This is a genomic window from Undibacterium sp. TJN25, assembly GCF_049339885.1.
In the GTDB taxonomy this organism is placed as follows: Bacteria; Pseudomonadota; Gammaproteobacteria; order Burkholderiales; family Burkholderiaceae_D; genus Undibacterium.
Map to the genome: position 1 here is coordinate 1 of NZ_JBMPPM010000018.1, position 18,801 is coordinate 18,801.

The window sequence follows — 18,801 nt, forward strand, 5'->3', positions numbered from 1 at the left end:
CGCTGGGGCTGCGACGTCAGTCGGCGCTGCTGCCGGGGCTGCGTCTGCTGCAGGCGCTGCTGCTGGCGCAGCAGCTGTGGCGGAGGCTGCATCTGCTGCTGTTGCTTGTGGCGCAGCGACGAAGGCTATCACACTGCACAAGGCCAGCAGGCCAATGGCAAAGGCAGATTTGATCTCTGTAAAAACTGAAGTTTTCATGCAAGTACTTCCTTAAATTTAAAAATGTTTTTCGTTCCTACCACAGCACTACCGTGTGCTGAGTAAGCGTAGCGAGCGGGCCGAGTTCTGGCCGAGGAGCGCAGTCGTACTTTAGTACGTCGAGCACCACAGGCCGGAAATCGACCCGCGCAGTAGCTTAATCAGCACACAAGACTATTCGAGACGCCATACGTAATTGACCTTGGTCCAGAGCTGTTGCGGTTTGCCATCGACTGTGCCTGGTTTGTTTTTGCAGCTGCCCGACATCAGTTGGGCTTTTACTGCATTGTCCAGATTTCTAAATCCGCTGGATTTTTCAATCTTGACGTCTGATACGCTGCCGTCTGCGCCGATCAACACGGCCAGTCCTACAGTGCCTGTTTCTTCGTTACGCAGCGAGGCGCGCGGCCATTCTGGCTTGCAGCCTGCGGCATTGAAGTCGATCACTGCGGCTACCGATACCGGTCCTGTCGAGGCCTTCACCGGTGCGTCTACAGGCGCTGTCACCGTTTTAGGCAGTACGTCCGTAGTCGGCTTGACTTGCGTCGAGACGATCGTCGGCTGTTGTACTTGCGGCTGCACCTGGACTTCCGGCGGCGGGATGAACGGCGGCGGCGGCGCGGCCAGTTTGGGCGGCGGCGGCGGTGGCGTTTCCGGCGGCAGTGGCGGCGGCTTCACCTCCTCTACTATCTTGGTTTCCAACGGCTTTTGGACCACTTCCAGTATCTTGTGTCCCAATCCGTTCAGCAAGGCATATACCAACGCCAAGTGAAATACTACTACCAGCGCCAAGCCCGTAAACTTCTTGCCGGGCTCTTGCTGTCGATCCGAAAAATCCATGCACTACTCCAGTTGTTTCTACTACGGCGCCCCTTTTCGGATACGCAATTCGTTGTTCAACACAGCACTAGACTTGCAACACCCATGTTTAAAAAAAGCAAGACCTTGCAAAAATTCTTGCGCAGTCCTGCTTAATCCTGCTTGAAAATACTTATCTAAAAATCCAGCTCTTTTCCACGATCACAGCATCGCCGCAATAGAGAAAAAGATAACTGAATGCAGGGAGTTTCATGACTTATCTTACAGCGTCACGATCACCCTGCCGAACACTTACATCTTGGCTCGCAGTCCAACGTAGAACGTACGTCCGTTGGAATAGAAAGCACGTGGTTGATCTACATTTTCCGCATACATTTTGATCGTGGTATTGGTCAAATTAAGTGCATCAAAAGTCAGCGTCAAATTGTCGGACAAATTGTAGTTGATGGAACCGGCCAAGGTGCCGCTACCGTCAACGTGTTGGCTGGCGCCGCGGTCCACACCTGCTTTATACGAGGAACGATAAGTGTAAGCCAGGCGTGCGCTGAACTTTGCATCCTCGTAGAAACCCGTGACGTTATAAGTTTGCTTGGAAGAGTTCAACAGTTCTGTGCCATCCGTCAGCTTACCGTCTGCATAGGTGTAGTTAGTCAGCACACCAAAATTACCGAGTATGGGCTGTTGATAGCTCAGTTCGACGCCTTTGTTTTTACCACTGGTATTGTAAGGTGAGGTAATTTGATAGACCGTGTCCGTACCACGCTTGTTATTGAAGTAAGTGGCGGTCGTTGTGCCTTGCGCCACAACAGACGTCAGGTCCATGTAAAAGAATCCTACTGATACCAGTGATTTTGGCGCAAAGTACCATTCTGCACCGAGATCAAAGTTATTCGAACGAACTGGATTCAAATTGACGTTGCCGCCGCTGCCGCTTAATGCGTCGTCGTTCAGTGATACGGAACCGCCGAGTGCGCTGTAATCCGGACGAGACATTGTTTTCGCAATCGCGGCACGGATGACCAGGTCGGCGCTCGCATCATATTTGAAGTTTGCACTTGGCAGCACATCGGTATATGTGCGTTCATAGGTAGTTGGCGTGTAAGGACCAAAAGCGGAACCTACAATGGGATTCGGGCCTCCAGCGAGATTTACAAGTGTATTTTGCTTGGTCTGAATGGCGCGCACACCGAAATTACCGCTCCATTTATCGCCGCCGAGGTTAGCCATTGCATACACTGCAGAGGTTTTTTCCTGCACCTTGAATTCGTCAGTCCAGTTATGGCGGACCGTATAATCCAGCAAACGGTTACCTGGAACTGCACCCCATGCAGCCAATGCCGCACCATCATACTTAAAATAGTTAGATGACAGCGAGCCTCCCAGATTGGATCCGAAATCGCTCGGATACATCTGACCCGACCAGGCCGGACCTGGATTGGTAAAACCCACAGGACCAGGACGAGTATCCAGAGGATGTTCAGCAGAGCGTTTATGGTCAGTGAAACGGGCGCCGAATTTGATGGATTCGAATACACTTTCTCTCAATTTTAATTCACCGTCAGCCTGGGCATAGGTTTCTTTGTCCACAGACTGCGCTTCACCACCGCCTGCCCAGGCAGTACTGCCAGGAACATTAGTAGTACCGCCAGGATAAGAAACGGTGGCTGGAGTCAATCCGTTAAGTACGTAATTCATGCCACCATTCACATTATTCTGGTAGTAGACGTCCTTATGATCGAAGCCCTCGCCATGCGTCATGCCGGCCTTGCCCGAAATAGTAAAGTCGGAAGTAACCCGGAATTTCCCGTTGAAATCCACGTAATAAGATTCACCGCCTGCTTCCGGGCGATAGATATTGTCCACCTCGCCGGAGTTGCTGGTAAAGTTGGCCGCCACCAGCGTGCCGTTCCTGACTGTATAGGACGTTGGCACCAGGTTGCTGCTATTGATGGAGTTGGCAGGCGCCGCCAGGAAGTTTGTATTCTGATGAGGAGCTTCCAGTTTCGAGTAGAAGCCATTGACATCCAGGGTCAGATCTCTATTAGGCTTTAACTCAATATCGAATGCGCCGCCATTGCGTTTCTTTGTCTGCTCAAATAGAGTGGCGCCGATAAAAGTGGGCACTTTTACACCAGCCAAATCGGGATGCGCAAGAGCTGCGGCACTCTTAGGATCTATGTTGGTGTAACCCAGAATTTCTTGACCGTCACGACGGACGGAAGTTTTTTCCGAAAAGCCTTGAACCAAGACACCTAGAGTGTTGGAATCATTCTTCCAGTTGATCAAGCCACTAAATTGCGGTTCGGTTTTTTTAGCCAGGTCGTTGTACACCGCCTGGACAGAGCCTTCAACAGTCAATTGCTTTTTAAAGTCCAGCGGACGGCGCGTGATGACATCAATGGCACCGGACACTCCGCCTTCAACCAGATCCGCTGTCGCACTCTTCTTGACGACCACTGAGCTGACCAATTCTGAAGGCAGCAGTGAGAAGCTGCTGCTACGGCCAACGTTACCACCGAACTGATTCAATACAAACCAATCTCCGGTACTGATCGCATGGCCGTTGAATAAGGTTTGTTGCAAGCTGGGGCTGGTGCCACGCAGGCTGACGCGGTCATTTTCACCGAAGCCCCCTTCACCCCCGGCGGACGACTGGGTATTCACGCCCGGCAAACGCTGAATCGCGTCGGCGACGTTCTTGTCCGGCATTTTGCCTATATCTTCCGCTGTCACGACTTCCACAACAGAGTCAGCATTACGTTTTTGATTTAGAGATTGCTGCAGCGACGCACGAATGCCTGTCACGACAATTTCTTGCGGATTGGCATCTGCTTGCTGAGCGTACGCCGAAGTCGCTGCGCTCATTACGAGTAGTGCAACTGCGGATGCGATTGGTGTTAATTTGCTTTTCATTTACTCCCCCTCGATGTTGGCCTTTGGATGCATAACCGGCCAGTTTTAGTAAAAACCACCTTATGCTCGTCCGTGATGTTGTGAACCAGTACAGCACACGGCTGAGCCTTTCAATACAACGCCTACGTAACCAATCTATGTGTAAATCAGACGCCACTTAGATGCCACTTATCTAGACGCTGGGACTGAACCGTGACCCCATTGCCTGACTAAAAAGCATCTGCCTGCAAGTGCTTGCATGCGCACAAAAGGCTGTGCTGCAGCGATAGAACGAGGATCTTTTTCTACCTTGCCCTCATGTTCCGCAAGCTTCCAGCACTATCCAGTTCCGGATATTTGTGGTGGAAACGTCGATTGAAAGCAACTTTAGATTTCTGGAAAGTGGCTGTCAAGCGGTATCTACGTGGTATTATCGAATAAAGTATTGGTATTAATAATATTAATTAATAAACTTCCATAAGCGCCTGTTTTTTATATTGTTTTTAAAAACAACAAGCGTGTTCTAGAACAACTGGACTTATCATTTTTTTCATAAAAAACAAATATCCTTATGCTGCTCCCAGTCTATTTTTATCTGGCCTTTAAAATAAGACTTCAATTGACCGCTTTCTCTTGATCCGGCGCACCGGATAAGCGCCGCAGCGGCAGAAAAACTCCGTCTACGGAGCGAAACGCCAGGCTAAAAATGGCTATATTCTTTTCGTCGGTCCTTTGCCTGAGCAAGTAAGCAAGGGAAAAAGCCAACCTTATGAAACAGAGTGGGTTGAAAGTGGTACTAGAACTCGCTTCATCAAGCAACACCCCAGCAAACACAGCTTCCAATCGGCAAATATCTTGCCCCCCAGGCGTCACTACCGTCCGGTCGAATTTTCAGACACTTCACGCACAGATTTCCCACTTTCGTCCCTTTGGGGTAGAGCGCTTTCGCAACGGCGCTTACATTGAACACATCCGCCACACGGCCGACATCACTCAAAGGAGAAAGAAATGAAACCGCACTCTTTACACAAACTGGCGACAGCAGGCTTCGCGGTTCTGGTGCTCGGGATTGCAGCAAATTCGTCCCATGCAGCAGATCTCACCGTCAATGTAAAAAACCTGCGCGCACAGAATGGTGTGCTGATGCTGGCGCTGTTCAACTCCGCTGAATCATTCCAGAAAATGGACAAGCAGTTCGGCGCGCAGATGATTGCCGCCGTACAGGATCCAGGTGTTTTTATTTTTAAAAACCTGCCTGCGGGACGCTATGCCGTTTCGGTATTCCAGGACGAGAACCGTAATGGAAAGATGGACAGCAATATGCTGGGCGTTCCGGTGGAGCGCTACGGTTTTTCCAATAATGCGATGGGCAAAATGGGGCCGCCCGACTTTGAATCGGCGGCATTAACGATCAGCGACAACCGTGAAATCAGCATAGACCTGCGCTGATACCGCGCAGCAAAAACCAATCCAATGACGGAGAAGCCATGCAACGACGCAATTTCCTGAAACTGGCCGGCGCCAGTGCATTCACGCCCTTGTTCTCACAGTTCGCTTCTGCGGCTGAATCCGCAACCTCATCCGTACCCGACAGTTGGGCAAGACAGTTCGCGCAGGCAGAGGAAACATCGCCTTGGGCGCGCGCCTACCATTCAGCTTCCAAGGACCTGGCAGGAACAGCTGAAGTCACCGGCCGCTTTCCAGCAGCGGTACACGGAGCACTGTACCGTAACGGCCCTGCAGTGCATGAACTGGGCGGCCAGCGCTATCATCACTGGTTTGACGGCGACGGCATGATACAGCGCTTTGCGATCGGCGGCAGCGAGGTCGGGCACATAGGAAAAATTGTGCGGACGGACAAATACCAGGCCGAGTCCGCCGCCGGCAAGCGGCTGTTCGCCGCGTTCGGCACCAGCTTCCCGGACGCCCTCGCCCCCAATTCGCCGGATTCTCTCAACGTGGCCAATACCAGCGTGATGGCGCTGAACGGCGAATTGCTGGCGCTGTGGGAAGGCGGTTCTGCGTACCGCATGGACCCGCTGACGCTGCAGACGCGCGGTACCAAGGTATGGCGAGACGACCTGGCAGCAGTGCCCTTCTCCGCCCACCCGAGGACGGATCCGGACGGCACGCTCTGGAACTTCGGCATCAGCATGGCGGACGACACGATGGTGCTGTACCAGATCGGCAAGACAGGAAATCTGCTCAAGGCAGACGCCATCCGGATTCCGCAGATATCGATGGTGCACGACTTTGCAGTGACAGACAGACACCTGGTTTTCCTGCTGCCGCCGCTGGTATTCGACCTCGACAAATTCCGGCAAGGCAGCAGCTATCTGGACTCGCACGTATGGCGGCCCGAGCTCGGCATGCGCGTGCTGGTCATCGATAAAAACGACTGGAACAAACGGCAATGGACAGCATTGCCGGCGGGCTTCCTGTTCCACGTTGGCAATGCATGGGAAGATGCTCAAGGTGTCATCCGCATCGACTATATCCGCACGGAAGGGCCGGAGATTTTATTCCAGGAAACGCGCGATATCATGCGCGGCCGCTTTATGCGCTCTGCGCTGCACCACATCGCCCAGGTCCGCATTGATACCGCAAGCGGCAAGGCAAGCCAGCAGCTGCTTGCCATCGATTCAGAATTTCCACGCATCGATCCGCGCCTGACCGGGTACCGGCATCAATACCTATATCACGCATCGGATTCGCAGGCAGGCCGCCCAGGATTCGGCGCGGTCGCCAGGACGAATATGGAAAGCGGAAAAACGGATAAATTTTCTTATGGAGCCGAATGCATCGTCGAAGAACACCTGTTCGTCCCCGAACCCGGCTCAGCAGCGGGTGCTGCAGGCTGGCTGCTGGGCACCAGCCTGGATTTAAAAAAAGGAGTGACGCGCCTCAGCTGTTTCGCATCGGACAGGCTGGCGGACGGCCCTGTTGCACAAGCCACACTACCATATGCACTGCCCTTGGGCTTGCACGGCAATTTCGTCAAAGGCTGACCAGCAGCGGGCAGTGAGGGGCTTAATGGTCCGGCAGAGGGATGAACTCGGTCTCTCCCGGTACATTGGGAAATACATCCTGCTGCTGGCTGGCCCAGGCAAATTTGGCAGTCTCTATGCGCTCCTTGGAGCTGGACACAAAGTTCCACCACAAGAAGCGCTTGCCATCCACGGGCTCGCCGCCCAGTATCATCAGCACCGTCTCCTGCCCGGCGGTCAAATCTGCCGCCGCCCCCTGCTCCAGCACCGCCAGCGTGCCTGCCTCCAGCACCTGGCCGTCCAGCGTCGCGGAGCCGGTCACGATGTAGACAGCACGCTCGGCATACTCTGCAGGCACTTGCAGCGTGACGCCTTTCTGCAACGTAGCGGCAATGTACAGCGTCTGGCTGTGCGTCTTTACCGGCGAGGTGTGGCCAAAAGCGGTGCCGGCCAGCAGATGCAGCCTGGCGCCGCCGACATCGAACGACGGCAGGTCGGCCGCGGGATAATGCCAGAAGCCGGGGCTCATCTCCTCGTCTTTCTGCGGCAGCGCCACCCACATCTGCAAACCCTGCACCACCGCTCCCTGCGCGCGCACTTCTTCGGGAATGCGTTCCGAATGCACGATGCCGCAGCCCGAAGACATCCAGTTGACATCGCCAGGCGTAATCAGCTGCACGCTGCCCAGGCTGTCCCTGTGCATCATCGCACCGGTGAACAGGTAGGTCACCGTCGCCAGGCCGATATGCGGATGCGGCCGCACGTCGCCTTCGGTGGTGCCGCTCTCGAAAGACACCGGCCCCATGTGGTCGAAAAATACGAACGGCCCTACGGTCCTGGCTTCCATCGACGGAAGCAGGCGTTTCACCGGAAAACCGATGTCGCGGGTATGTCCGTGGATAAGGTGGCTGATGCTGCTCATGAATTCCTCCGGTGGATGGCCAGGTACGACAGGCCGGGAAACAAGCTGGAAAGATATATTATCGCGCAAATGTCCCGCATTGCGTTAATTGCAAGGCCGGCGTGGGTATGGCGTGAGAAGGTAAAGCGGCAAGCGGAAACCGGCAAGCCGGTTTCCGCAAGGAGGAAATGTGCAGCGGGACGAAACCTTAATCGAGCTTGGCAGCGTGTTCACGCGTGGCGTGGAACACCACTTGCGGCCAGCGCTCCTGCGTCAGGCGCAGGTTGACGCCAGACGTCGCCAGGTAGGCCAGATTGCCGGCGGCATCATGCGCCAGGTTGTGCCCCGCGCTGGATCTTTCGAAATCGGCCAGCATTTTCTTGTCTTCGCACGTCACCCAGCGCGCGCTGCTGATGCTGGTGCCTTCAAATACCGCATCGACGCCGTATTCATTTTTAAGGCGGCTGGCAACCACTTCAAACTGCAGCACGCCGACCGCGCCCAGCACCAGGTCGCCGCTATTGACCGGCTTGAATACCTGCACCGCGCCCTCTTCGCCCAGCTGCTGCAAACCTTTTTGCAGCTGCTTGGTTTTCATCGGATTCAGAATGCGCGCGGTACGGAAGAAATCCGGCGCAAAATACGGGATGCCCGTAAATTGCAGCAATTCTCCTTCGGAGAAGCTGTCGCCGATCTGCATATTGCCGTGATTGGGCAGGCCGATGATGTCGCCTGCGTAAGCCTCTTCCACCTGCTCGCGGCTGGACGCCATGAAGGTAACCACGCTGGAGACCTTGATGTCGCGGCTCAACCGCAGATGCTTGAGTTTCATGCCGCGCTCGAAGCGGCCTGAACACACGCGCAGGAAGGCGATACGGTCGCGGTGCGCCGGATCCATATTCGCCTGGATCTTGAACACGAAACCGGAGAACGGTACTTCCATAGGTTCCACCGCACGCACTGTCGCATCGCGCAGGCGCGGCGCAGGCGCCCAGTCCAGCAGCGCGTTCAGGATTTCCCGTACGCCGAAGTTGTTGATCGCGGAACCAAAGAAAACCGGCGTCTGCGTGCCGGCCAGGAAAGCATCCAGATCGAAAGGATGGGAGGCGCCATGCACCAGCTCCACTTCCATCTTCAGCTGTTCTATCTCCAGCGGGAACATCTCCGCCAGACGTGGGTTATCAATCCCCTTCAACACTTCAAACTGCTGGTCGGCGCGGTCGCTGCCGGCGGCAAACAGCATGATCTCGTCGCGCAGGATGTGATACACCCCGCGGAAGGTCTTGCCCATGCCGATAGGCCAGGTCACCGGTGCGCATTGTATCTTCAGCACCGACTCCAGCTCATCCAGCAGCTCCAGCGGATCGCGTGTCTCACGGTCCATCTTGTTGACGAAGGTAATGATGGGCGTATTACGCATGCGACATACGTTCAGCAGCTTGATCGTCTGTTCTTCCACACCCTTGGCCGCATCGATCACCATCAATGCAGAATCGACAGCCGTCAGCACACGGTAGGTATCTTCGGAGAAGTCCTGGTGGCCCGGCGTATCAAGCAGGTTGACAACGTGATCGCGGTATTCAAACTGCATGACCGAGCTGGCGACCGAAATACCACGCTGCTTTTCAATCTCCATCCAGTCCGACGTTGCATGGCGGCCGCTCTTGCGCGCCTTGACAGTGCCGGCGAGCTGGATCGCGCCGGAAAACATCAGCAGTTTCTCCGTCAGCGTGGTTTTACCTGCATCCGGGTGGGAAATAATACCGAAAGTACGGCGACGCGCGACTTCGCGAGTGATAAGATCGCTGGAAACATGCCTGTTTTCTGCTGGCTCCAGGATTTCTGCGGATTCGGTGGGGGGAGTGATGTCGGACACGGTATCGATGCTTTATGCGAAAGGGTGCCAGTTTAGCGGTTCTTGGAGCGTAAGTCGAATTCACCGGGCTTTTCCTGCAGGAAAGCAAGGGTTCGTATGATTATGTTAAGCTGACATCCTGCCACCACGCCAATTGCTATCCAAGATGACAACCTGTCCGGTAAAGCTCTGCCGCTTTAGCATAGTATCCTTCCGGTCCTGGCCGTTCCGCGCTACTTTCCATCCCGCCCTGCTGTTTGCCCTGGTTTCGCTCGCTGCGATGGCGATGCCTGCACAGGCTTTGTCGGCCGAACAGCTGCGCCTGCAGTTCGTGACTCTGGTCGACCCGGTAGAGCGCCCCAGCTTGTTCCAGCTGTTTGAAAAAACCAATAATGAAATATGCCGGCGCCTGCAATACACGTGCACACTGAGGTTCTTCCCACCTGCCAGGGCTGCCGCGATGGTCGAGTCGGGCGAGGCGGACGGTGAAAATTACAGGATCTTCAATTTTGCCACCGACGGCCAAAATCCCCGGCATTTACGGATAGACGCTCCCTTGTTCCCAGCCAGCTTCGTCGCCTGGGGCAAACCCGGCAGCGCCAGGGTAAACTCCTGGGATGAACTGGCCGCGCAGGGGCAGCCTGTCATCCACCTGTTCGGATCAAAAACCGTCACCAGCAAACTAAGCGCAAAAATGGGCAGCAATCTGCTGCCTACCCATTCGGTCGAATCCGGCCTGAACATGGTGCTGGCGGACAGGGCGGGCTATTTCATCACCTCGGATTCACGCGGCGTTGAACAAAAGATAAGCCAGATGCGCCTGGAAGGCCAGCTTGCGAGGCTGGGCATGGTCGATACCGTAGACACCTACATGTACCTGAACGACAAGCACAGGGCAATAGCACCCCGGTTCAAACGCACAATCGAAGACATGAAAAAAGACGGCACTCTCGAGATGCTGATGATTGAGGCCGGCGAGATAAAAGCCAGGCAAAAGTAAGTCAGCCTCCGCCTCGTACCCCGTCCTCTCGGGGCAACAATCGGATACCAAAACACCTGCTTCATTCCCACAAAGAAATGCTATGCTGTGCGCCTTCGCCACCATGCGATGACGCTGCTTTCCCTTCAATCATTCTCCATCCGAGATATATATGAAAAAATATTTCCTCGCTTTGCTATTCAGCGCACTTTGCCTGCCGCAGTTCAGCTTCGCCTTTGGCCCTGACGGCCACCAGTCCATAGGCGCAGTCGCCGACGCGCTATTGGCCGGCACCAAGGCCGGAGAAAAAGTAAAGACCCTGCTCGGCGGCGCCACACTGGAAAAAATGTCGATCTGGGCGGATTGCGCCAAAGGCGTCAGCCCCGACAAGGATTTTGCCTATACCTCCGCCGGCAGATACCCTGAATGCGCACCGTTTGAAACCCCGGAAGGCATGGCTGCGATGAGCGACTTCGTACGCCGCAACAACAGCAACTGCCACCCCGGCGCGGACGAAGAAAACTGCCATAAGCAGTACCACTATACCGACGTATCGCTGCAGCATGACCATTACAAAACAGGTTATGCCGGCACCAGCGACCACGACATCGTCCATGCAATGCAGGCCATGGTGCAAATACTGGAAGGCAAACCCGCGCCAGCGCCCTTCCAGATCAAGGATGAAAAGGAAGCGCTGATCCTGTTGACGCACTACGTCGGCGACGTCCACCAGCCCCTGCACGTAGGTTCGATTTACCTGGATGCGAGCGGCAAGGTCATCAATCCGGATGAAGGAAAATTCGACAAAACCACCAACACCGTGGGCGGAAATGTGCTGATGTGCCCTTGTGGCAACCTGCACTCCATGTGGGACGACGTGCCGCAGAATTTCAAGCGCGGCCGCGCCAATGACAGCCTGATCAAAAAAGCCAGGACAGTCGCCAGGGATACCTCGCCGTTTGAACAATGGCCGGTGGATTGGGCGGACGACAGCATCAAGGCCGCCCGTGTGCTGTACCAGGGTACCGCCTTCAGCAAGGCAAGCATGGGAGCCAAAGGCCCAAGCTGGTCCATCGCCCTACCGCTGGAATATGAAAAGCTGATGTATACGATGAAAGAAGACGCACTCGCCAATGGCGGCGCCCACCTGGCGCAGCTGTTGCAGGCCATCTGGCCGGACTAAGCACTGCACACGACGCCCGGCCCGGATGCAATGTCCTGGCCGGACCATCTTCCGGTTGTCCGGCTGCAAACCAAAAACCCTTCCCCCGCTCTCCCCCTCGTTCCCTGCTGTTGCAAATCCGCTCACAAATAAGCACCGGAAGAGAATCGATATATTGCGCAAACAATTAAACTGTGCCCATACTTGACCGTAGCCTTCAGATTCCTTTGCCCACGCCGATCCACAGGCTGCGGCACACTCAACGCTGGTCCAAGAGATAAGGTAGTCCGATGACAAAAAGCCTGGCTTTGGCTGTAATCCTGTTCGCAAACTGTGCATCTGCACTGGCCAATCCCGGCTATTACCTCGTCAGCGTCTACGACAACAAGGGCGAAAGATCGATCGACTTCAGGTACTGGACCACCCAATACGACGGCAGCCGCGAAACCATCTGGCCGGAAATAGGCTTCGGTTATGGTGTGACATCGCGCTGGTACACCGAGCTGTATGCCAGCTACATCGGCTCCCATTCCGACCTCAACCTGGATACCTGGAACTGGCAAAACGATTATCTGCTGACGCAGGGACAATACCCATTTGACCTGGCGCTACATACCAACCTGGCGCGCGCGCACAATCCGGGCGACGGCTATACGCTGGAAATCGGCCCGGCGCTGCAAACCGAGGTCGGCAGGCTGCAACTCAACGCCAACCTGTTCTTCGAACGGGTTTTCCATGCCGATGATAACGGCACTACCCAGCTGCAATACCAGTGGCAGGCGAAATACCGCTGGAATGCCCTGCTGGAGACCGGTGTCCAGGGTTTCGGTGAACTGGGCGACTGGAACCACTGGGTGCGCGAGCGGCAATCGCACCGTGCCGGCCCGGTGCTCTCCGGCGCCCTGCCGGTGGGCCCCTCGCAGGCATTCAAATACCAGCTGGCCTACTTGAGGGGCAGTATTTACGGTAGCCACGGCAATATGCTCTCCCTGCGTTTACAATACGTATTCTGACGCGGCTCCTGCCCTGTTCAGGCCCTATTGACGCTCTCCAAGGAAATATTGATGTCCTCATCATCACCCGGCTTCATACGCCGCAGCTTCAGCATGTTCTGGCGCGTGCTGGACGGCGCGCGGCGCGCTGTCTTCAACCTGATTTTCCTGCTGATCCTGGTGGCGTTGGCCGTAGGCGTTGCCACCAGCGGGTCGAAGAAGCTGGAAGAAAAAACTTCGCTGCTGCTCGACCTCAAGGGCCAGCTGGTAGAACAAAATTCCGGCAGCGTGCGCGATACGGTGCTGGCGGAAGCCAAAGGCGACAGCAAGAAAACCGTGCAGCTGCGCGATGTACTGCAGGTGCTGGATACGGCGGCCAAGGATCCCAAGATTACTAGTGCCGTGCTGCTGCTGGACGACTTGCAGGGCGCCGGCCTGCCGATGCTGCGCGAAGTAGCGGCGGCGATAGACCGCTTCAAGGCCAGCGGCAAACCCGTTATCGCCTGGGGCTCCAGCTATGACCAGCGCCAGTACCTGGTAGCGGCGCACGCCAGCGAGGTCTATATGCACCCCATGGGCAATATCATGCTGACCGGCTTCGGCCGCTATCGCAATTACTATCGCGATGCGCTGGACAAGCTGGGCATCACCGTCAACCTGATAAAGGTCGGCACCTACAAGAGCTTTGCCGAACCGTATATCGCCAATGAACCTTCGGCTGCGGCGAGTGAAGCAGAAAGCTTTTTATACAATGCGATGTGGGCCAGCTATACCGGCGACGTGGAAAAATCCCGCAAGCTGGAAGCCGGCAGCATCATGCGCAATATCAACGAGCTGCCGCAGCAACTGGCCGCGGTAGGCGGTGATCCAGGAAAGCTGGCACTGGCCGACAAGCTGGTGGACGGACTGAAAACCCGCGACGAACTGCGCCAGCTGATGATCGCGCGCGGCGTGCGGGACGATGAAATCAAAAGCTTCCGCCAGGTTTCCTTTGACGACTACCAAGCCAGCATCAAACCCAAGCTGCTCGGCAATGCGGTCGGTGTGGTCATCGCTGAAGGCGATATCAGCGACGGCAATGCGCCCGCCGGCGAAATCGGCGGCCTATCCACGTCCAACCTGATCCGCAAGGCCAGGGAAGACGACCAGATCAAGGCCATCGTATTGCGCATCAACTCCCCCGGCGGCAGCCCCTTCGGCTCGGAACTGATACGCCGCGAACTGGAACTGACCCGTGCCGCCGGCAAGCCGGTCGTCGTTTCCATGGGTAATGTGGCAGCGTCGGGCGGCTACTGGATCTCGATGGCGTCCGATGAGGTGATTGCCGACGCCACTACCATCACCGGCTCCATAGGCGTGTTTGCGATCCTGCCGACGGCGGACAAGGCCATCGACAAGATAGGCGTGCACACCGGCGGCACTACCACCACCTGGCTCAGCGACGCCTTCAATCCGCTGCGTCCGCTGGACCCGCGCTTTGGCGAAGTCATCCAGTCGGGCATCAATAATATTTATGCGGAATTCACCGGCAAGGCGGCCAAGGCGCGCAAGACCACGCCGGAGAAAATAGACGCCGTGGCCCAGGGCCGCGTATGGACCGGGCAGCAGGCCAAGGAGCGCGGGCTGGTGGACACGGTCGGCAGCTACGGCGACGCGCTGAAATCTGCAGCCGCACGCGCCAAGCTGGGCACCGACTACCGCGTCAGCTATATTGAGCGCGAGCCCGGCAAGCTGGACAAGGTATTCAACCTGTTCGGCGGCACCGTGTCGCAGGTATTGCAAGACCAGTTCAAGCTAGCCATCGTGCCGACCGGTATCCCGCCGGACGCGGCACGCGAGATCGCCGGCGATCTGGCCTGGCTGACCGACCTGACCAATGGCCGCAAGAACTACCTGGCGCTGACGCACTGCCTGTGCCGCGAACCCTGATGCATTAGACTCTGGCAAGCAGCCAAACAAAAGCCCCGGCAGCATTGAAATCCATCAACGCTGCCGGGGCTTTTTCATTTCCAAAACCTAAAACCCGACAAAAATAGTAAAGTATATTCCCGCAAAAATCGCGGCAAACAGGCTATTTTTTGCCTGAAACCGCGATTTTCCGATCAGGCAGCAGCCCGCTTGCGAGCCTCTTCTTCGTACAGCTCCTTCTTCGACAGCTTTCCGACCGGGGTTTTCGGCAGCTCGGCGCGAATCTCCAGTTCCTGCAGCATCTCGTGCTTGCCCAGCCTGCTCTTCAGGAATTCTTTCATTTCTTCCAGCGTCATGGCGGCAACACCTGCCTTCAGCTTGACGAAGGCCTTCGGCGACTGGCCACGGTAGGCATCCGGCACGCCGATGACACTGACTTCCGCGACCGCAGGATGCTCGTAGATCGCTTCCTCGATATTGCGCGGATAGACGTTGTAGCCGCCGCACAGGATCATGTCCTTGGTGCGGTCCACGATATAGATGAAGCCGTCTTCATCCATATAGCCGACGTCGCCGGTCCGCAGGAAACCGTCTGCCGTCATCACTTCGGCGGTGGCATCCGGTTTCTTCCAGTAGCCTTTCATGATATTGCCGCCGGCCACGCAGATCTCGCCGCGCTCGCCTATGCCCACGAACTGCCCCGGATCATCGACACTGGCAAATTTGAACGTGATGCCAGGCGTCGGCAGGCCGCAGGAGCCCGATTTGCGCAAGCCTCCCAGCGGCGTAAAGGTGCCGGTGGGAGAAGTTTCCGTCATGCCCCAGCCCTCCAGCAGCGTGCAGCCGGTCAGCGTCTGGAACTGCTGCAATACCTCCACCGGCAACGGTGCGCCGCCGGAATTGCAAAACTTCAGCGAGCTCAGGTCGAAGCTGCGGATATCCGGGTGGTTGATGATCGCGGTGTACATCGTTGGCACACCGGGGAACACGGTAATTTTCTTGCCGGCCAGGTCCTTGACGACGGCATCCACATCAAAACGCGTGTGCAGGTATATTTCCGCCCCCATGCGCAGGCCGAACAGCATATCAACCGTCAGCGCGTAGATATGGAACAGCGGAAGTACCGCCAGCACGCGTTCCTGGCCTTCGGTCAGTATCCGCGGTTCCACGTTCAGTGTTTCCATGATCTGGCTGCAAGCCGTTGTCAGGTTGGCGTGTGTCAGCATCGCTCCCTTGGGCAAGCCGGTCGTGCCACCTGTATATTGCAGCACGGCGATGGTCTCCTTGGGATCGCCCGCCGGCACCGGCGTATGGCTGCCGTCGTTGTCCAGCAATTGCTGGAAGCTGACATGGCTGCCGTCGTCCGGAATGGCGACCAGCTGGTTGGCTTTTTCCAGGCCGGCTCGCACCGCATCAGGATAGGGCGACATTTCGGCAATGCTGCCGATGATCAGTTTCTTCAGCCGGGTGCGACCCAGGAATTTCGCCATCTGCGGATACAGCACAGCCATGTCCAGCGTCACCAGCATATCGGTTTCGCTGTCCTCTATCTTATGTTCCAGCACCTTCTCCGCATCCAGCGGCGAATAGTTGACGACGGTGCCGCCGGCCTTCAGGATGCCGAAAAAACTGATGATGTAATGCGGCGTATTCGGCAGATACAAGCCGACGTGCACACCCGGCTTCACACCCAGTTGCTGGAATCCTTTGGCGGCGCGGTTTACCAGTTCCTGCAGCTCGCTATAGCTGGTTTTCTTGCCCATGAAATCCAGCGCCGGCTTATCCGGCCATTTGGCGGCGGCATTATCCAGCAATACAGGTACAGGCATCGTGGGCAGGTCCGCATCCCAGCGCACGCCCGCGGGATAGGATTTAATCCAGGGAAATTCTTTCATAGTCTCTCTCGTTAGGTTTGGCGATCGTTATCCTGGCGGGGATTTTTCCCTCTTACTATTTTTACATCTTTAGATTAAATCGCGGTGAGGCCCCCGTCAACCGCCAATTGGTGTCCTGTTACAAACGAAGACAAATCAGAGCATAGCCATAAAGCGGCGTTGGCGATTTCCTGCGCCTCGCCGATGCGTCCTATCGGGTGCAGCTTCTGTATCATCTTCTCGCGCCGGGGTTCGCGCTCTATCGCATGGTCCATCATCGGCGTGCGGATCACGCCGGGGCAGACGGCATTGATGCGGATGCCGGCGCGGCCGTATTCGGCGGCAGCGGTCTTGGTCAGACCGACCACCGCGTGCTTGCTGGCGGCATAGATAGGCTGCATGGGCGCACCGACCAGGCCGGCTACCGATGCGGTATTGACGATGGTCCCACCACCCTGCTTGAGCATCTGGCGTATCTCATGCTTCATGCACAGCCATACTCCCTTGACGTTCACGCTCATGATCTTGTCGAAGCTTTCCTCATCCGAATCTGCCAACGGCAGGTGCTCGATTTCTATGCCTGCGTTGTTAAATGCGCAGTCCAGCCGGCCGTGCTTTTCCACCACAGCGGCGATCAGCGCTTCTACATCGGCGGCCTTGGAAATATCCGCGCGCACGAAACTGGCGCTGCCGCCCGCAGCCAATATCATCGCTACAGTCTCTTCCCCGCCGGCGACGGCAACGTCGGATACGGTGACGCTGGCACCAGCCTTGGCAAACGACAAGGCTGCAGCGCGACCTATGCCGCTGGCGGCCCCGGTCACCAGTACGGATTTATTCTGGAAATTGATGTCTGTCATTTTTTCACTCTTACGTAGTTAGCATCCAACGAAAATAAAAACCGGAAACGCAAAAACGCCACGCCGGCCGCAGCCGGAGTGACGCTCTACCCATTCGCTTTACTCTGTATCAACGATATTTTTTCAGCTCCATTTTACCGATCTGGTTACGGTGTACTTCATCCGGACCATCCGCCAGGCGCAACGTGCGGGCCTGCGCATACGCATACGCCACGCCGAAGTCATTCGACACACCGCCGCCGCCGTGCGCCTGGATCGCCCAGTCGATCACGGTGCATGCCATGTTCGGCGCCGCTACCTTGATCATCGCAATTTCCTTTGCTGCCGCCTTGTTGCCAACGGTATCCATCATCTGCGCCGCATTCAGCACCAGGAAACGCGCCTGGTCGATCAGGATGCGGCTGTTGGCGATGCGCTCCAGCGTCACGCCTTGCTCCGCTACCGGCTTGCCGAAGGCAACGCGGCTCAGCGAACGTTTGCACATGTCTTCCAGCGCGCGTTCTGCCAGGCCGATCAGGCGCATGCAGTGGTGGATGCGGCCAGGCCCGAGGCGTCCTTGTGCAATTTCAAAACCGCGGCCTTCGCCGAGCAGGATATTGGATGCCGGCACACGCACGTTTTCAAACAGCACTTCGCCGTGGCCGTGCGGCGCATCGTCGTAGCCAAATACGGGCAGGTTGCGCTTGATCGTCACGCCCGGCGTATCGCGCGGCACAATGATCATCGACTGCTGCTTATGGCGGTCCGCGTTGTCGGGATCGCTCTTGCCCATGAAGATGAAGACCTTGCAGCGTGGGTCGTTGGCACCTGAAGACCACCATTTGCGGCCATTGATGACATATTCATCGCCGTCGCGCACGATGGAAGACTCGATATTGGTAGCGTCCGACGAGGCCACTGCGGGCTCGGTCATCGCGAAACAGGAGCGGATCTCGCCGTTTAGCAGAGGTTCCAGCCATTGCTTCTGGTGTTCCTTGGTGCCGTAACGGGCGAACACTTCCATATTGCCTGTATCCGGGGCTCCACAATTGAATACCTCAGGCGCCCAGATGACGCGTCCCATGATTTCACACAAAGGGGCGTATTCCAGATTGGTCAGCCCAGCGCCATGATCGGATTCAGGCAAGAACAGGTTCCACAATTCAGCGGAGCGCGCTTTCTCCTTCAATTCTTCGACGATCCTGGTCGGTATCCAGGGATTGCCCGCTTTGCGGTTAGCCTCTACTTCGGCGTAGAAGTTGGTTTCATTCGGATAAACGTGCGCATCCATGAAAGCGATCAGGCGCGCCTGCAAGTCCTTTACTTTAGAGCTGTATTGAAAATCCATCTGTTTCTCCTTGATGAGGCGCGATGCGCCAATAATGCCTGCTTAGT

Annotated in this window: 14 protein-coding genes; 6 read left to right on the forward strand and 8 right to left on the reverse strand. The window is 56.3% G+C overall.

The features are described from left to right. The 3 genes from ACO0LO_RS27570 to ACO0LO_RS27580 form a co-directional block, all read right to left on the reverse strand. On the reverse strand, positions 1-198 hold a 198-nt coding region (locus ACO0LO_RS27570; RefSeq protein WP_422969499.1), incomplete at its 3' end, for a hypothetical protein. Positions 199-372: 174 nt separating this feature from the next. Next, positions 373-1,038, reverse strand: a complete 666-nt coding sequence (locus tag ACO0LO_RS27575) for an energy transducer TonB (protein ID WP_422969500.1) — start codon at positions 1,036-1,038, stop codon at positions 373-375. Between the two features lie 270 nt (positions 1,039-1,308). Then, entirely contained in the window at positions 1,309-3,930 is a 2,622-nt protein-coding gene (locus tag ACO0LO_RS27580; RefSeq protein ID WP_422969502.1) for a TonB-dependent receptor, read from the reverse strand. Positions 3,931-4,917: 987 nt separating this feature from the next. Between ACO0LO_RS27580 and ACO0LO_RS27585 the strand changes: the two genes are divergently transcribed. Together ACO0LO_RS27585 and ACO0LO_RS27590 are read left to right on the forward strand one after the other, a co-directional pair. After that, complete coding sequence (locus ACO0LO_RS27585) at positions 4,918-5,358, forward strand: DUF2141 domain-containing protein (protein ID WP_422969504.1); 441 nt, start codon at positions 4,918-4,920, stop codon at positions 5,356-5,358. Positions 5,359-5,396: 38 nt separating this feature from the next. Further along, the gene (locus ACO0LO_RS27590) at positions 5,397-6,917 is read left to right on the forward strand and encodes a carotenoid oxygenase family protein (RefSeq protein WP_422969506.1); all 1,521 of its coding nucleotides are present in this window, start codon (positions 5,397-5,399) and stop codon (positions 6,915-6,917) included. A 22-nt stretch (positions 6,918-6,939) separates the two neighbouring features. On the opposite strand, the gene ACO0LO_RS27595 is transcribed toward ACO0LO_RS27590, so the two are convergent. Both ACO0LO_RS27595 and ACO0LO_RS27600 read right to left on the reverse strand, forming a co-directional pair. Beyond that, complete coding sequence (locus ACO0LO_RS27595; RefSeq protein ID WP_422969508.1) at positions 6,940-7,818, reverse strand: pirin family protein; 879 nt, start codon at positions 7,816-7,818, stop codon at positions 6,940-6,942. A gap of 187 nt (positions 7,819-8,005) precedes the next feature. After that, a complete protein-coding gene (locus tag ACO0LO_RS27600; RefSeq protein ID WP_422969594.1) occupies positions 8,006-9,664 on the reverse strand; it encodes a peptide chain release factor 3 in 1,659 nt (552 codons plus the stop codon). 274 nt (positions 9,665-9,938) lie between these two features. On the opposite strand from ACO0LO_RS27600, the gene ACO0LO_RS27605 reads away from it, so the two are divergent. From ACO0LO_RS27605 to sppA, 4 genes are all read left to right on the forward strand, one after another. Then, positions 9,939-10,652 (forward strand): substrate-binding periplasmic protein, encoded by a 714-nt coding sequence (locus tag ACO0LO_RS27605; RefSeq protein ID WP_422969510.1) that lies wholly within the window; start codon positions 9,939-9,941, stop codon positions 10,650-10,652. Positions 10,653-10,803: 151 nt separating this feature from the next. Beyond that, entirely contained in the window at positions 10,804-11,814 is a 1,011-nt protein-coding gene (locus ACO0LO_RS27610) for a S1/P1 nuclease (protein WP_422969512.1), read from the forward strand. A 269-nt stretch (positions 11,815-12,083) separates the two neighbouring features. After that, on the forward strand, positions 12,084-12,806 hold the full coding sequence (locus ACO0LO_RS27615) for a hypothetical protein (RefSeq protein ID WP_422969514.1): 723 nt from the start codon (positions 12,084-12,086) through the stop codon (positions 12,804-12,806). Positions 12,807-12,857: 51 nt separating this feature from the next. Beyond that, positions 12,858-14,714 carry a signal peptide peptidase SppA gene (gene sppA / locus ACO0LO_RS27620; protein WP_422969516.1) on the forward strand — a complete coding sequence of 619 codons (1,857 nt, stop codon included), beginning with the start codon at positions 12,858-12,860 and terminating at the stop codon, positions 14,712-14,714. 173 nt (positions 14,715-14,887) lie between these two features. Here the strand turns inward: sppA and ACO0LO_RS27625 are convergent, their stop codons facing one another. The 3 genes from ACO0LO_RS27625 to ACO0LO_RS27635 all read right to left on the reverse strand — a co-directional run bounded on the left by ACO0LO_RS27625 (position 14,888) and on the right by ACO0LO_RS27635 (position 18,754). Further along, a complete protein-coding gene (locus ACO0LO_RS27625) occupies positions 14,888-16,588 on the reverse strand; it encodes a long-chain-fatty-acid--CoA ligase (protein WP_422969518.1) in 1,701 nt (566 codons plus the stop codon). Between the two features lie 74 nt (positions 16,589-16,662). Continuing rightward, a complete protein-coding gene (locus ACO0LO_RS27630; RefSeq protein ID WP_422969520.1) occupies positions 16,663-17,427 on the reverse strand; it encodes an SDR family oxidoreductase in 765 nt (254 codons plus the stop codon). Between the two features lie 109 nt (positions 17,428-17,536). Next, on the reverse strand, positions 17,537-18,754 hold the full coding sequence (locus ACO0LO_RS27635) for an acyl-CoA dehydrogenase (RefSeq protein WP_422969522.1): 1,218 nt from the start codon (positions 18,752-18,754) through the stop codon (positions 17,537-17,539). Between the last annotated feature and the right edge of the window lie 47 nt (positions 18,755-18,801).

Coding starts and splice junctions, on each gene's coding strand:
- ACO0LO_RS27635 (WP_422969522.1), bottom strand. CDS start 18,754: ATGGATTTTCAATACAGCTCTAAAGTAAAGGACTTGCAGGCGCGCCTG.
- ACO0LO_RS27625 (WP_422969518.1), bottom strand. CDS start 16,588: ATGAAAGAATTTCCCTGGATTAAATCCTATCCCGCGGGCGTGCGCTGG.
- ACO0LO_RS27575 (WP_422969500.1), bottom strand. CDS start 1,038: ATGGATTTTTCGGATCGACAGCAAGAGCCCGGCAAGAAGTTTACGGGC.
- ACO0LO_RS27595 (WP_422969508.1), bottom strand. CDS start 7,818: ATGAGCAGCATCAGCCACCTTATCCACGGACATACCCGCGACATCGGT.
- ACO0LO_RS27590 (WP_422969506.1), top strand. CDS start 5,397: ATGCAACGACGCAATTTCCTGAAACTGGCCGGCGCCAGTGCATTCACG.
- sppA (WP_422969516.1), top strand. CDS start 12,858: ATGTCCTCATCATCACCCGGCTTCATACGCCGCAGCTTCAGCATGTTC.
- ACO0LO_RS27615 (WP_422969514.1), top strand. CDS start 12,084: ATGACAAAAAGCCTGGCTTTGGCTGTAATCCTGTTCGCAAACTGTGCA.
- ACO0LO_RS27630 (WP_422969520.1), bottom strand. CDS start 17,427: ATGACAGACATCAATTTCCAGAATAAATCCGTACTGGTGACCGGGGCC.
- ACO0LO_RS27610 (WP_422969512.1), top strand. CDS start 10,804: ATGAAAAAATATTTCCTCGCTTTGCTATTCAGCGCACTTTGCCTGCCG.
- ACO0LO_RS27580 (WP_422969502.1), bottom strand. CDS start 3,930: ATGAAAAGCAAATTAACACCAATCGCATCCGCAGTTGCACTACTCGTA.
- ACO0LO_RS27605 (WP_422969510.1), top strand. CDS start 9,939: ATGCCTGCACAGGCTTTGTCGGCCGAACAGCTGCGCCTGCAGTTCGTG.
- ACO0LO_RS27585 (WP_422969504.1), top strand. CDS start 4,918: ATGAAACCGCACTCTTTACACAAACTGGCGACAGCAGGCTTCGCGGTT.